This is a genomic window from Acidovorax sp. Root568, assembly GCF_001427445.1.
In the GTDB taxonomy this organism is placed as follows: Bacteria; Pseudomonadota; Gammaproteobacteria; order Burkholderiales; family Burkholderiaceae_C; genus Acidovorax; species Acidovorax delafieldii.
On sequence record NZ_LMGP01000003.1, the window covers coordinates 55,373 to 69,499 of the forward strand.

13 protein-coding genes are annotated in these 14,127 nt (G+C 63.4%); 6 read left to right on the forward strand and 7 right to left on the reverse strand.

Annotated features, from left to right (window positions below; genetic code table 11):
• Nucleotides 1–68 precede the first annotated feature (68 nt).
• The 5 genes from trxA to ASD75_RS04470 all read left to right on the forward strand — a co-directional run bounded on the left by trxA (nucleotide 69) and on the right by ASD75_RS04470 (nucleotide 5,547).
• Nucleotides 69–401 carry a thioredoxin TrxA gene (gene trxA / locus ASD75_RS04450; RefSeq protein ID WP_008906761.1) on the forward strand — a complete coding sequence of 111 codons (333 nt, stop codon included), beginning with the start codon at nucleotides 69–71 and terminating at the stop codon, nucleotides 399–401.
• Between the two features lie 277 nt (nucleotides 402–678).
• Nucleotides 679–1,941 (forward strand): transcription termination factor Rho, encoded by a 1,263-nt coding sequence (gene rho / locus ASD75_RS04455; protein ID WP_056067265.1) that lies wholly within the window; start codon nucleotides 679–681, stop codon nucleotides 1,939–1,941.
• Nucleotides 1,942–2,115: 174 nt separating this feature from the next.
• Nucleotides 2,116–2,370: a type B 50S ribosomal protein L31 gene (locus tag ASD75_RS04460; RefSeq protein ID WP_015013594.1), complete on the forward strand. Its 255-nt coding sequence runs from the start codon at nucleotides 2,116–2,118 to the stop codon at nucleotides 2,368–2,370.
• Between the two features lie 109 nt (nucleotides 2,371–2,479).
• A complete protein-coding gene (locus tag ASD75_RS04465) occupies nucleotides 2,480–4,180 on the forward strand; it encodes a hypothetical protein (protein WP_056743578.1) in 1,701 nt (566 codons plus the stop codon).
• A complete protein-coding gene (locus tag ASD75_RS04470; RefSeq protein ID WP_056743580.1) occupies nucleotides 4,180–5,547 on the forward strand; it encodes an MATE family efflux transporter in 1,368 nt (455 codons plus the stop codon). The genes ASD75_RS04465 and ASD75_RS04470 overlap by 1 nt, the downstream gene beginning before the upstream one ends.
• Here ASD75_RS04470 and phoR read toward each other — a convergent pair.
• The 7 genes from phoR to pstS form a co-directional block, all read right to left on the reverse strand.
• Entirely contained in the window at nucleotides 5,501–6,844 is a 1,344-nt protein-coding gene (gene phoR, locus ASD75_RS04475; RefSeq protein WP_056743582.1) for a phosphate regulon sensor histidine kinase PhoR, read from the reverse strand. The genes ASD75_RS04470 and phoR overlap by 47 nt on opposite strands.
• A gap of 166 nt (nucleotides 6,845–7,010) precedes the next feature.
• Entirely contained in the window at nucleotides 7,011–7,718 is a 708-nt protein-coding gene (gene phoB, locus ASD75_RS04480) for a phosphate regulon transcriptional regulator PhoB (protein ID WP_015013590.1), read from the reverse strand.
• Nucleotides 7,719–7,739: 21 nt separating this feature from the next.
• Nucleotides 7,740–8,441, reverse strand: coding sequence for a phosphate signaling complex protein PhoU (phoU, locus tag ASD75_RS04485; RefSeq protein WP_010457902.1), 702 nt, complete (start codon nucleotides 8,439–8,441; stop codon nucleotides 7,740–7,742).
• 11 nt (nucleotides 8,442–8,452) lie between these two features.
• Nucleotides 8,453–9,235 carry a phosphate ABC transporter ATP-binding protein PstB gene (pstB, locus tag ASD75_RS04490; RefSeq protein ID WP_015013589.1) on the reverse strand — a complete coding sequence of 261 codons (783 nt, stop codon included), beginning with the start codon at nucleotides 9,233–9,235 and terminating at the stop codon, nucleotides 8,453–8,455.
• 61 nt (nucleotides 9,236–9,296) lie between these two features.
• Entirely contained in the window at nucleotides 9,297–10,151 is an 855-nt protein-coding gene (gene pstA, locus ASD75_RS04495; RefSeq protein ID WP_056067253.1) for a phosphate ABC transporter permease PstA, read from the reverse strand.
• Between the two features lie 41 nt (nucleotides 10,152–10,192).
• The gene (gene pstC, locus ASD75_RS04500; RefSeq protein WP_369804293.1) at nucleotides 10,193–11,182 is read right to left on the reverse strand and encodes a phosphate ABC transporter permease subunit PstC; all 990 of its coding nucleotides are present in this window, start codon (nucleotides 11,180–11,182) and stop codon (nucleotides 10,193–10,195) included.
• Between the two features lie 109 nt (nucleotides 11,183–11,291).
• Nucleotides 11,292–12,314, reverse strand: coding sequence for a phosphate ABC transporter substrate-binding protein PstS (gene pstS / locus ASD75_RS04505; protein ID WP_056067249.1), 1,023 nt, complete (start codon nucleotides 12,312–12,314; stop codon nucleotides 11,292–11,294).
• 264 nt (nucleotides 12,315–12,578) lie between these two features.
• Here pstS and ASD75_RS04510 point away from each other — a divergent pair, with 264 nt between their 5' ends.
• Complete coding sequence (locus ASD75_RS04510) at nucleotides 12,579–14,057, forward strand: Ppx/GppA phosphatase family protein (protein WP_056743586.1); 1,479 nt, start codon at nucleotides 12,579–12,581, stop codon at nucleotides 14,055–14,057.
• The last annotated feature ends 70 nt before the right edge of the window (nucleotides 14,058–14,127 follow it).

Below are 14,127 nucleotides of genomic sequence, written 5' to 3' on the forward strand. Positions count from 1 at the left end.
TTCTGTCACAATGCCCAGACTTTAAACGTACACCGGTCGCAACCCGCCCAAAATCAAGGAATTCCGCCATGGCCAGCGAACTCATCAAACATGTCTCCGACGCCAGCTTTGAAGCCGACGTGCTCCAACCGGGCTCCGCCGTGCTGGTGGACTACTGGGCTGAGTGGTGCGGCCCCTGCAAGATGATTGCGCCCATCCTGGACGAAGTCGCAGGCACCTACCAAGGCAAGCTGCAGATCGCCAAGATGAACGTGGACGAGAACCGCGAGATTCCCGCCAAGTTCGGCATCCGCGGCATCCCCACCCTGATGCTGTTCAAGGATGGCCAACTGGCAGCCACCAAGGTCGGCGCGATGAGCAAGGCACAGTTGACCGCCTTCATCGACCAACAACTGGCCTGACCCACTGCCCCAAGCCCCCTCGGCACGACTGCCGATGGGGCTTTTTTGTTAAGCGATAGACCTGCGGGGAAACAACACGCTGGCAGTTGCGCAAGCCCACACCTTGCGCCCCTGGGACCCCCGCATTTTTTCCTGTCATAATTCCCACAGATCACCGGGCTGCACGCATTGGCAGCCGGACCAAGATCCCTGGCGAGCCGGACCTGCAAACAGCAGCCCATTCGGCATCAGCCCACCTCCCCCAAGATTCATACCAGCTCCGCCAAGGAGTCAATCCATGCACTTAAACGAACTCAAGGCACTGCACGTGTCTGAAGTCCTGAAGCAGGCCGAAGAACTCGAAATCGAAAACACGGGCCGCATGCGCAAGCAGGAGTTGATGTTTGCCATCATCAAGAAGCGCGCCAAGGCGGGTGAGCAGGTGTTTGCAGACGGTGTGCTGGAAATCCTGCCTGATGGCTTCGGCTTTCTGCGCAGCCCGGACACCAGCTTCACTGCCAGCACGGACGATATTTACATCAGCCCCAGCCAGGTGCGTCGCTTCAACCTGCACACCGGCGACATGATCGAAGGCGAAGTGCGTACGCCCAAGGACGGCGAGCGCTACTTTGCACTGACCAAGCTCGACAAGGTCAACGACGGCCCCCCAGAGCAAAACAAGCACAAGGTGATGTTCGAGAACCTGACGCCCCTGTTCCCCAAGGAGCAGATGCGACTGGAGCGCGACGTCAAGAGTGAAGAGAACATCACCGGCCGCATCATCGACATCATCGCGCCCATTGGCCGCGGCCAGCGTGCGCTGATCGTCGCGCCGCCCAAGAGCGGCAAGACGGTGATGATGCAGCACATCGCCCACGCCATCACGGCCAACAACCCCGACGTGCACCTGATGGTGCTGTTGGTGGACGAGCGCCCTGAAGAAGTGACCGAAATGCAGCGCACGGTCAAAGGCGAAATCATCGCCTCCACCTTCGACGAGCCCGCCGCACGCCACGTGCACGTGGCCGAAATGGTGATCGAGCGCGCCAAGCGCCTGGTCGAGCTCAAGAAGGACGTGGTCATCCTGCTGGACTCCATCACCCGCCTGGCCCGCGCCTACAACAACGTGGTGCCGTCGAGCGGCAAGGTGCTGTCTGGCGGTGTGGATGCCGCCGCACTCCAGCGCCCCAAGCGCTTCTTTGGCGCTGCGCGCAAGGTTGAGGAAGGTGGTTCGCTCACTATCATCGCCACGGCGCTGGTCGATACCGGCAGCCGCATGGATGAAGTGATCTTTGAAGAATTCAAGGGCACGGGCAACTGCGAAATCCACCTGAACCGCCGCCTGTACGAAAAGCGCGTGTTCCCTGCCATCGAGCTCAACAAGAGCGGCACCCGCCGCGAAGAACTGCTGCTGGCCCCCGAGATCCTGCAAAAGACCCGCATCCTTCGCCAGTTCATGTACAACATGGACGAGATCGAGTCCATGGAGCTCATGATCAAGAACATGAAGGCCACCAAGACCAATGTGGACTTCTTCGACATGATGCGGCGAGGAGGGTAACCCCCCCTGAGACGCTTGCGCGGCGGTTCTCGCGTGGGCTATGGCGGTTTCGAACGAACGTTGGAAGCCTGAAAATGAAGAAATCGCCGTCTGTGCAATAATAGAGGGCTTTTTCTTGCGGAAAGTACATCGGACTGGCCGGTGCGGCTCCCGCAGTTGACTCAAAGGAAGATCATGAAAGAAGGCATTCACCCCAACTACCGCGAAGTTCTGTTCGTGGACCTGTCCAACGGTTTCAAGTTCGTGACCCGCTCGTGCGTGAACACCAAGGAAACTGAAACCCACGAAGGCAAGGAATACCCGCTGTTCAAGCTGGATACCTCTTCTGAGTCGCACCCCTTCTACACCGGCACGCAAAAGTCCGTGGACAACATGGGTGGCCGCGTGGAGCGCTTCCGCAACCGTTTCGGCAAGACCGCAGCGAAGTAATTCGCCCCTGCGATCCCGCCAAAAAGGCAGCCCGGGCAACCGGGCTGCCTTTTTTCATGGGTTTTGCCTTTATTCTCGGTGGCTCCTTTGCCCAGCCACCCACTGCCGCGTGACTCCACCCACCCCCGCCATCGTTACCCAGAACGCCGTCAGCCCACTGCCCCGCTGGGCGCTGCTGCTGCTGTGCATTGCCTACGTAGTGCCCGGCTTTGTGGGCCGGGATCCGTGGAAGAACGCAGACGTCACCGCCTTTGGCTACATGCTGGAGCTCGCCCGGGGGCGCACTCCCTGGCTCAGTCCGCTGCTCGGTGGCATGCCCCCCGAAACCGAAGGGCTGCTGCCCTACTGGCTGGGGGCCTGGGCTGCACAGATGGCACCGGCCTGGCTGTCGCCGGAGATGGCGGCCCGCATACCGTTCATCGCGCTTCTGGTCATCACCCTGATGGCCACCTGGTATGGCGTGTACTACCTGGCCCGCAGCCCGGGCGCCCAACCGGTTGCGTTTGCTTTTGGCGGCGAGGCTTCCCCACTGGACTATGCGCGTGCCATTGCCGATGGCGCCTTGCTGGCGCTGATCGCCTGCCTGGGTCTGGCGCAGCTCTCGCATGAGGTCACGAGCTATCTGGCACAGCTTGGCTGCACCGCTTTGCTGTTTTTTGCGGTGGCCGCCATGCCTCACCGCACCGTGGCGCCGGCCGTGGCCCTGGTGCTGGGCATGGCCGGGCTCACGCTGTCCGGAGCCCCCGCCCTTACGGCCTTATTGGGCATGGGTGGCGCGTTGCTGGCGCTGTTTGCGCCCGCTGGCAACACCGACCGCCGCTGGCGCTGGGCCGCCGTGCTGGCAGCAGCCACACTGGCGGCTGCTGCCCTGGCCCAGGGTCTGGACCTGTGGCGCTGGCGTGTTGTGGGGTTCGATGGTGGTGGCAAGGACTGGCTGAGCCTGGCGCGCCTGCTGCTGTGGTTTGGCTGGCCGGCCTGGCCACTGGCACTGTGGACCTTGTGGCGCTGGCGCCAGCAGATCTTCAGCCGCCCCGGCCAACGACACCTGCTGCTGCCCCTGTGGTTCACTCTGGTGTCGATTGGCGCCACCATCACCACCCAGCCGGCCGACCGGGCATTGCTGCTGGGCCTGCCCGCCCTGGCTGCGCTGGCAGCCTTTGCCCTGCCTACGCTGCGCCGCAGCGTGGGGGCCTTGATCGACTGGTTCACGCTGCTGTTCTTCACCGCATCGGCCCTCGCCATCTGGGTGATCTGGATTGCCATGCAGACCGGGGTGCCTGCCAAACCTGCCGCCAACGTGGCCAAGCTGGCGCCCGGGTTCGTGCCGCAGTTTTCTGCACTGGCTTTGCTGGTGGCCGTGGCGGCCACTGTGGGTTGGTGTGGTCTGGCGTGGTGGCGCGCATCCCGCAACCGGGCCCCCATCTGGAAGAGCCTGGTGCTGCCCGCAGGTGGTGCTGCCCTGGGCTGGCTTTTGCTGATGACCCTGTGGCTGCCCCTGCTGGACTACGCACGCAGCTATGGTCCGCAGGTGCGCAGTGTGGTGGCAGCCCTGGGGCCGGAGCCCGGGTGCATTCAGACCGTGGGGCTGAACCGTGCTCAGGTGGCGGCTCTGCAGTTCCATGGACAGCTGTCGCTGCAGCGCGCGGGTCTGCAGGATGAATGCCAGTGGCTGCTGGTGGACAGCGCCTCCTGGCCCGCGTCCGAGCGCATGGTCCGCGCTGAGCTGTGGGAAGCCCGGGCCACCCTGCCCCGCCCCACCGACAAGAACGAGAACCTGCTGCTGTTCCGTCGTGCGGCCCCGGCCCGCTGATGTCGGAGCTGTCCACCATCACCCGGCACGCCGTGACCGTGCTGGCGGGGCAATTGGCGGTCATGGCCTTCGGGGTGACGGACACCATCGTGGCGGGGCGCTACAGCGAATCGTCGCTGGCCGCGCTGTCCGTGGGGTCGGCCATCTTCATCAGTGTGTACGTCGCACTGATCGGCGTGCTGCAGGCACTCCTCCCCGTGTGGGCCGAACAGCGCGGCGCGCAACAGCCTGAGGCCGTAGGCCGATCACTGCGACAGGCCTTGTACCTGTGCGCTGCTGCTTCAGTGGTGGGCATGGCGGTGCTGCTATCGCCAGGCGCGCTGCTGCGCTGGACGGAGGTCCCCCCTGCGCTTCGCCCGCAGGTAGAAAACTACCTGGCTGTGCTGGCACTGGCACTCCCACCCGCCCTGCTGTTCCGGATCTACAGCACCCTCAACCAGGCCCTGGGCCATCCGCGTCTGGTCACCTGGCTACAGGTGGGCTCACTGCTGATCAAGCTGCCGCTGTCGGTGTGGTTCACTTTTGGCGGCGGGGGCCTGTCTGCACAGGGGGTGGTGGGCTGCGCCTGGGCAACGCTGGTCGTCAACTGCAGCATGCTGGCGCTGGCTGTGTGGCTGCTGCGCACGCAGGACATCTATACCCCCCTGGGGCTGTGGCGCCGCATGGAGCCCCCGCACTGGCCCACCATTGCAGGCTTTGCCAGACTCGGGATTCCGGCAGGCCTGGCCGTGATGGTGGAGGTGACCTCCTTCACCCTGATGGCCTTGTTCATCGCGCGCCAGGGCACCACCTCGGCGGCCGCCCACCAGATCGCCGCCAACATGGCTGCCGTGCTCTACATGGTGCCGCTGTCGCTGTCCATCGCCACCAGCGCGCGGGTGAGCTACTGGCTGGGCGCACAGCAGCCCCAGCGAGCCCGTCAGGTGGTTTTGATGGGTTTTTCGCTCGCTGCGCTAGTGGGTATTGCCTTGACAGCTATATTATTGATAGCAAGACACTCGATCAGCCAGATCTACACCGACAACGCCAGCGTGGCAGCCGTGGCCGGCACGGTGCTGGTCTGGGTGGCGGCGTACCACGCTGCCGATGCGGTGCAGACGCTGTGCGTGTTTGTGCTGCGCTGCTACCGCATCACGCTGGCGCCACTGGTGGTGTACTGCGCGCTGCTGTGGGGGGCTGGCCTGGCGGGCGGCTATTGGCTGGCGTATGGGGGCAGCGGGCCTTGGTCGGGTGTGGCTTCGCCCACTCCCTTCTGGGCGGCCAGCGCGGCGGCGCTCGCAGTCACCGCACTGCTGTTCGTCGCCATGCTCTGGCGAGCCATCAACCCGGCAAGGAAAAACCCCGCAAACGGTTGGCCGGGAAAGTGACCGAAAACACCGAGCCCTTGCCCAGCGTGCTCGCGATGTCCAGCGTGGCGCCATGGCGCTGCAGCACATGCTTGACGATGGCCAGGCCCAGGCCGGTGCCCCCGGTCTCGCGTGAACGGCTGCGGTCCACCCGGTAAAAGCGCTCCGTCAGGCGCGGGATGTGCTCGGGCGCAATGCCGGGGCCGGTGTCGTGCACCGAGAACACGGCACTGCCATCCTCCTTGCGCAGCCACTGCACCTCGATGGAACCACCGCCGGGCGTGTAGCGCACCGCGTTGTTGACGAGGTTGGACAAGGCACTTTGCAGTTCGGCAGGCACGCCAGCAATCTCGCCTTCGGCCCGCAGCAGATCGGCCGGCGGAAAGCGCATCGCATGGGGACGCTGCTGGTTCTGTGTGAGCAGCGTCGACAGGGCGCGGCCCTCCTCCTCGCAACGCTGCATCAGTGACTGAACAGGCGTCCATTCAGCCATGCCGGGCAGCGGGCTGCCCTCCAGACGCGACAGCGTGAGCAGGTCCTGCACCACACTTTGCATGCGCTGCGCCTGCTGCGCCATCATGCCCAGGTAGCGCGAGCGCTCGTCGGCGCTCAGCGGCAGGGTCTGCAAGGTTTCGACAAAACCGGTCAGCACCGTGAGCGGTGTGCGGATTTCGTGCGACACATTGGCCACAAAGTCGCGCCGCATCGCGTCGGCCTGCTCCAGCGCCGTCACGTCGCGCGACAGCAGCAGCGTGCGGCCATCGCCATAGGGGTGCAGGTGCACCGAGATGCGTACGGGCCGCGACGGCGTGCTCAGGCGCCCCTCCAGCACCACATCGCTGGTGAAGTCCTTGGCAGCGAAGTAAGCCGTGAATTCAGGGTTGCGCAGCAGATTGCCGATGGACTGCATGACGTCGCGCTGCGCATCAAAGCCAAACTGGTTGGCTGCCATCTGGTTGCACCATTCGATGCGGCCCTGCGCATCCAGCAGCACCACGCCATTGGGGGAGGCCTGCAGGGCTGCCAGGATCTCCTGCAAACGGTCCTGGCTGTCTCGTATCTGCGCCTCCTGCTTGCGCAGCAGACGCCGCGCACGGTCCGCCGCCTCGCCCCAGATGCCACGCATGGACGGCACCGATGCCAGGTCGCCAGTGCGCAGCCAGCGCAACACCCGCACGCCCCGCAGCAGGTCCCACACGAACCACGCCCAGGCAGCAATGGCGGCCCCCAGTGCGGCGCCCCAGGGCCCGCCTTGCCACCACCCCAGGCCACCACCCGCCAACTGCCACAGCAGGAAAAACGAAATACGCCACAGCATGCGGATTGCAAAGCCTTCTCAGAAACGCCAGGGGCGCGACACGCGCGCCCATTGATCCATCACATCCATCCATCGCCACCACCGATGCACGCCGACCGCAGTGGCCCGCTGCACAGCAGCCATCGAGCGCGTCGCATCACTCACAGGCGGCAGCCCGCCTGCCCCATCAGGCCGACAGCGGCACCTGGGGTTGTGCAGTGAGCCGGTAGCCCGCGCCGCGCACCGTTTCCACCATCACGGACGCTGCACCCAGGGCCTCGCGCAGGCGCTTGACATGCACGTCCACCGTGCGCTCCTCGATGAAGACATGGTCGCCCCACACCTTGTCGAGCAGCTGTGAGCGGCTGTGCACACGCTCGGCGTGCTTCATCAAGAAATGCAGCAGCTTGAACTCCGTAGGCCCGACCTTCAGGGGCTGACCCTGGAAGGTGACCCGGTAGGTCGCGGCGTCCAGCACCAGCTCGCCAATGCTCACGCTGTCGCTCACCTGCTCGGGTGCGCGGCGGCGCAGGACCGCGCGGATGCGGGCCAGCAGCTCCTGCGTGGAAAAGGGCTTGGTGATGTAGTCGTCGGCACCGGCGTCCAGCCCGGCCACCTTGTCCGGCTCATCCCCACGCGCGGTGAGCATGAGGATGGGGATGGGCTTGGTGCGGCTGTCTGCACGCCACTTGCGCGCCAGCGACAGACCGCTCTGCCCCGGCAGCATCCAGTCGAGCAGGATCACATCGGGCAGCACGGCATCCAGCTCGCGCTGCGCGCTGTCGCCATCTTCCGCCCAGAAGGGCTGGAAACCGTTGTGGCGCAGGTTGACTGCAATCAGTTCGGCAATCGCGGGTTCGTCCTCCACGATGAGGACACGGGGAAGCTTTCTCATGGTGATTTCAGCGCCCCGTACTTACAGCACTGCCGACTCAATCTCGTCGAGGGCTGTGTGGCGCACGTCCTTGCCCTTGACCAGATAGATGATGAGTTCGGCCACGTTCTTGGAATGGTCGCCAATGCGCTCGATGGCCTTGGCGAGGAACAGCAGATCCAGGCTGGGCGAGATGGTTCGGGGGTCTTCCATCATGTAGGTGATGAGCTTGCGCACGAAGCCGTCGAACTCCTTGTCGATGAGGTCGTCCTCCTTGAGGATGGCGACCGCCGCCTTCACGTCCAGCCGTGCAAACGCATCCAGCGTCTTGCGCAGCTGGCCCGAGGCCAGCTCGGCCGCCACCCGCAGGTCGCTCGATGGCAACGAGCGCGGGGCGCCGCCTTCGATGATGGAGCGCACCATGCGCGCCATCTTGTTGGCTTCGTCGCCCATGCGTTCCAGATTGGCCGTGGCCTTGGAGAAGGCCAGCAGCAGGCGCAGGTCACGCGCGGTGGGCTGGCGGCGGGCGATGATGGAGGACAGCTCCTGGTCGATCTCGACCTCCATCGCATTGATGCGGGTCTCCATCGAAGCCACCGTTTCCACGGCCTCCAGGCTGAATTGCGACAGAGCGTACACCGCCTGGCGAATCTGCGACTCCACCAAGCCGCCCATTTCCATGACGCGGGCAGAGACGCTGTTGAGTTCGCTGTCGAACTGGGACGAAAGATGTTTATCGGGCATCTGCTGTCTCCTTAGCCGAAACGGCCGGTGATGTAGTCTTCGGTTTCTTTGCGCTCGGGCTTGAAGAAGATCTGCTCGGTCGCACCGAACTCGATCATCTCGCCCAGGTACATATAGGCGGTGTAGTCGCTGCAGCGGGCGGCCTGCTGCATGTTGTGGGTCACGATCGCAATGGTGTAGTCGTGCTTGAGCTCGTCGATCAGCTCTTCGATCTTGGCGGTGGACAACGGGTCCAGCGCCGAGGTGGGCTCGTCGAGCAACAGCACCGAAGGCTTCACCGCCACGCTGCGCGCAATGCACAGGCGCTGCTGCTGGCCGCCGGAGAGCGACAGGCCGCTCTGGTGCAGCTTGTCCTTCACCTCAGTCCACAGAGCGGCTTTGGACAGTGCCCACTCCACGCGGTCGTCCATCTCGCTCTTGCTCAGCGTCTCGTAAAGCTTCACGCCAAACGCGATATTGTCGTAGATGGACATGGGGAACGGCGTGGGCTTCTGGAACACCATGCCGATGCGGGCGCGCAGCAGGTTGATGTCCTGCTTGGGGTCCAGGATGTCCTGGCCGTAGAAGCTGATGGAGCCCTCGGCGCGCTGGCCGGGATACAGGCTGTACATGCGGTTGAGCGTGCGCAGCAGCGTGGACTTGCCACAGCCCGAGGGGCCGATGAAGGCAGTGACCTTGTGCTCGGCGATGTCCAGGCTCACGTTGCGCAGGCCCTGGAACTTGCCGTAGAAAAAGCTCAGGTTACGCAGCTCCAGCGCGTTCTTGCTGGCAGTGGCGGTAGCAGTGGCGTTCATTGTCAATTCCTGAAAATGGAGGCAGTCTTGTCGATGGCGTTGGCAGCATCAGCCAACGAAATCACACGCGGTTCTTTTCGCGCAGGAACACCCGCGCCACGACGTTGAGGATCAGCACCGACAGCGTGATGAGCAGCGCACCGCCCCAGGCCAGGCGAACCCAGTTCTCGTACGGGCTCAGCGCAAACTGGAAGATCACGACCGGCAGGTTGGCCATGGGCGCATTCATGTTGGTGCTGAAGAACTGGTTGTTGAGCGCGGTGAACAGCAGGGGTGCTGTCTCGCCACTGATGCGGGCCACAGCCAGCAGCAGGCCAGTCATCACGCCGCTGCGAGCAGCACGCAGGGTGACCATGGTCGAGACCTTCCATCGCGGTGCACCGAGGGCAAAGGCCGCTTCGCGCAGGCTGCCGGGCACCAGGCGCAGCATGTTCTCAGTGGTGCGCACCACCACCGGCACGGCGATGAGCGAGAGCGCCAGGCTGCCCGCCCAGCCCGAGAAGTTGCCCACGGTAGCGACCGCAATGGCATATACGAACAGGCCCAGCACGATGGAGGGGGCCGACAGCATGATGTCCGTCACAAAGCGGGTCAGTTCGGCGGTCTTGCTCTGGTCCCCGTATTCGGCCAGGTACACCCCCGCCAGCACGCCGATGGGCGTGGACACCAGCACGGTGAAGCCCACCATCAGCAGGCTGCCCACGATGGCGTTGGCCAAGCCACCGCCGTCGGAGCCGGGCGCAGGGGTGGACTGCGTGAACATGTTCCAGTCCAAAGCGGCAAAACCGTTGGACAGGAGCACGCTCAGGATCCAGAGCAGCACGAACAGGCCCAGTGCCATGGCGCCCAGTGACAGGGTCAGGCCAATGGCGTTGGAGCGCTGGCGCTTTTTGTAGAGTTGTTGATTGAATTCCATGGAGCTCGTCTCTGAAGAGGGTCGGGAGCGGGCTGCAGGGCTTACAGGCCCTTGGCCTTCTCGGCGCGCAGCAGCATGATCTTGGCGGCTGACAGCACCACAAACGTGATCACAAACAGCAGGAAGCCCAGGGCAAACAGCGTGGACAAATGAAAGTCAGCCGCCTCGCCAAACTCATTGGCCAGCGTGGATGCGATGGAAGTGCCTGGCGAGAACAGCGAGGTGGGCATGCGGTTGGCATTGCCGATCACAAAAGTGACGGCCATGGTCTCGCCCAAGGCCCGGCCCAGGCCCAGCATCACTCCGCCAATCACGCCTTTCTGCGTGTAGGGCAGCACCACGCGACGCACCACCTCCCAGGTCGTGCAACCCAGGCCATAGGCGGACTCGCGCAGGATGGGGGGAACAATCTCGAACACATCGCGCATCACGGCAGCCACAAAAGGCAACACCATGAAGGCCAGCACGATGCCCGCGGCCAGGATGCCAAAGCCGTTGGTACTGCCGCCAAACAGGAAGCCGACCAGCGGCATGGAGCCGAGCAGCTTTTGCACGGGTACCTGGAAATGGTCTGCAAACAATGGCGCAAACACGAACAGGCCGAACATGCCATAGATGATGGACGGAACGGCCGCCAGCAATTCCACCGCCGTGCCGAGCGGGCGGCGCAGCCAAACAGGGCAGGTTTCGGTCAGGAACAGCGCAATGCCGAATGCCAGTGGAACGGCGATCAGCAGTGCAATGCCTGCACTGGCCAGGGTGCCGACGATGGCAATCGCCGCACCAAATTCTTCATTGATGATGTCCCACTCAGCGCGCCAGATGAACTGGATGCCGAACTTGTGAAAAGCTGGCCACGCGTAGATGAACAGCGAGACGATGATGCCCAGCAGCGCCACCAGCACCAGCAGCGACAGGCTCTGGGTCAGCCGATGGAAAACGATGTCCTGCAGGCGCTGCCTCTTGGCAATCGACACCATGGACGGTGTGGGGGCGTCCGTCATCTTGACGGACACGGGTTGCGAACTCATGGTGGTTCCCACGCTCATGTTGACTCCCATCTGGCTTCTGGAGACCCCACAAACCAGCGCCCATCGGTCAGACCAGCCGGCCGATGGGCACTATTCTGGGGCAAACCGCTTACTTCTTGATTTGCGACCAGACCTTGGAACGGATCTGCGCCGTCAGAGCGTCGGGCAGCGGCACGTAGTCCAGGTCAGCAGCCATGGTCTTGCCGTTCTTGAAGGCCCAGTCGAAGAATTTCAGGACTTCGGCTGACTGGGCTTTGTCTGCGGGGTCGGCGTACATGAGGATGAAGGATGCCGTGCTCACGGGCCAGCTGTTGGCACCCTTGGCGTTCACCATCGAAATACCCATGCCAGGCACGCTGAACCAGTCAGCGCTCGCAGCAGCCGCTGCAAAGGTGGCATCGTCGGGCGCCACATACTTGCCATCAGCGTTCTGCAGTTGCAGGAACGTCATGTTGTTCTTCTTGACGTAGGCGTACTCCACGTAGCCCAGGGCACCCTTCACACGGGTCACGTTGGCCGCAACACCTTCATTGCCCTTGCCTCCCACCGAAGACTGAGCAGGCCATTTCACTGCAGCACCCTTGCCCACCGTGTCCGCCCATTCCTTGCTGACAGAGCTCAGATAGTCGGTCCAGTTGAATGTGGTGCCAGAGCCATCCGCGCGGTGCACGATGGTGATGTTCTGGTCAGGCAGCGTCTTGCCGGGGTTCAGGGCAGCCAGCTTGGCATCGTTCCACTTGGTGATCTTGCCCAGATACATTTCGGCCAGGACGGTGCCGGTCACGCGCAGTTCGCCTGGCTTGAAGCCGTCCAGGTTCACCACAGGCACGGTGCCGCCGATGATGGCAGGAAACTGCACCATGCCGTCTTTTTCCAGTTCAGCGCCCGACAGAGGGGCATCGGTAGCGCCAAAAGCCACGGTCTTAGCACGGATCTGGCGAATACCCCCCGAGGAACCGATGGACTGGTAGTTCAGACCCACGCCGGTTTCCTTCTTGTAGGCTTCAGCCCACTTGGCATACATCGGGAAGGGGAACGTAGCGCCGGCGCCGGTGATGTCTGCCGCAAAGGCGTTGCCCACTGCCAGGGCGGCCAGAGCTACTGCGACGGTTTTGAGAAATACGCGTTTCATGAGGTACCTTTCGGCAGGGGTTAACAGGAACACAGCGAACTCTAGAGGCCTATCGTGACAATTCAGTGACACAAATAACCAACCTCAGACCATTGCAACACCCCTCATGACGCGGCATCGCTGGCGTCATGAATGCGTCACACAACCTCGTCACACTCCAGCCATCTTCCGGTCACTTGCCCGCCCAGCCGATGGCGGCCCGCGCTTCGGATCAGGCCACGCGCATCGCGGTACGATGCCGCACGCAGCTCCCACCAAACACACATGCAGAACGGCACACGCCTCGCCGCAGTCGATCTCGGCTCCAACAGTTTTCGCCTGGAAATCGGGCGCTATGAGTTCGGACACGTCCAGCGGGTGGAATACCTCAAGGAAACCGTGCGCCAAGGCAACGGGCTGGATGAAGATCGGAACCTGACTCGCGACGCCATGGAGCGCGGCTGGGCTTGTCTGGCGCGCTTTGGCGAGCGCCTGGCGGGCTTTCCCCGCGCGCAGGTGCGTGCAGTGGCCACTCAAACACTGCGTGAAGCGCGCAATCGCGAAGAATTCCTGTCACGCGGCAGTGAGGTGCTTGGATACCCTATCGACGTGGTGTCTGGCCCGGAAGAAGCTCGGTTGATTTACCAGGGTGTAGCCCGATTGCTGCCTCAGTCGGACGAGCGCCGCCTGGTGGTGGATATCGGAGGTCGGTCCACCGAATTGATCCTCGGCGAGCAGTTCACGCCCCACGCGGTGGCCTCCTTCCGGGTTGGCAGCGTCGCCTGGTCACAACGGTACTTTGCCAAGGGAGAGTTCTCTGCCCAGGCCTTCCTGGCGGCGGAGATTGCTGCCAAGGCGGTACTCGATGAGGCGCTGGAGACTTTTCGCCCCGATGCATGGGATGTTGCCTATGGGTCGTCTGGCACGGCGGGCGCCGTGGGGGACATTCTGTCCGCCGCAGGAGGTTCGCAGGGTCTGATCACCCGCGATGGGCTGAACTGGCTGCGGGAGCGTTTGCTCCGTGCCCAAAGTGCCGACCGGCTGCGCATGGACGGACTCAAGGAAGAGCGCCGTGCAGTCATCGGGGGGGGAATCAGCGTGCTGCGCGCCGTTTTTGACCTGCTGGACATCCACGAGATGCAGGTGGCGCAAGGGGCACTACGCCAGGGCGCCTTGTATGACCTTCTGGATCGGGAGCAACCCGGCACCGACCTTCGCACCACCACCGTCCAAGGGCTGATGCAGCGGTTTGGCGTGGACATGGAGCATGCAGACCGCGTGGCGCGCACCGCCTGCGCACTGTTTGACCAGGCTGCTCCACCCGGGAGCGAACGTGCCAGCCGCAAGCTGGACTGGGCAGCCCGCCTGCATGAGATTGGCTGCCGCATTTCCCACAGCGACTACCACCGACACGGCGCTTACATTCTCGACAACACTGACGCCGCTGGTTTTGCGGTGCCAGAACTGCACCGCCTGGGAGTGCTGGTGCAGGGGCAGCGGGGCAAGGTACGAAAGCTGGGGGTGGAACTCGGCGATCCGATTTTTGTGCTGCAGCTCTTGTGCTTGCGCTTGGCCGTGGCGCTCTGCCATGCACGCCGGGAGCCCGATACCAAAGGACTGTCGTTGCAGCTGGACAGGCAGCGATTTGAGGTCAGCGCTCGCCCGGGATGGGCCATGGCATACCCACAGTCGGCCCACCTTCTACGCGAAGAAATTCAAGCCTGGCAAAAAACCCCCTGGGAGCTGGCTGTGGGCATGCCTTGAGGGAAAACAATAAACGATATAAACTGTTTATACCGTTTATCAATCTTCTGTCATGACCACTGCCACCACA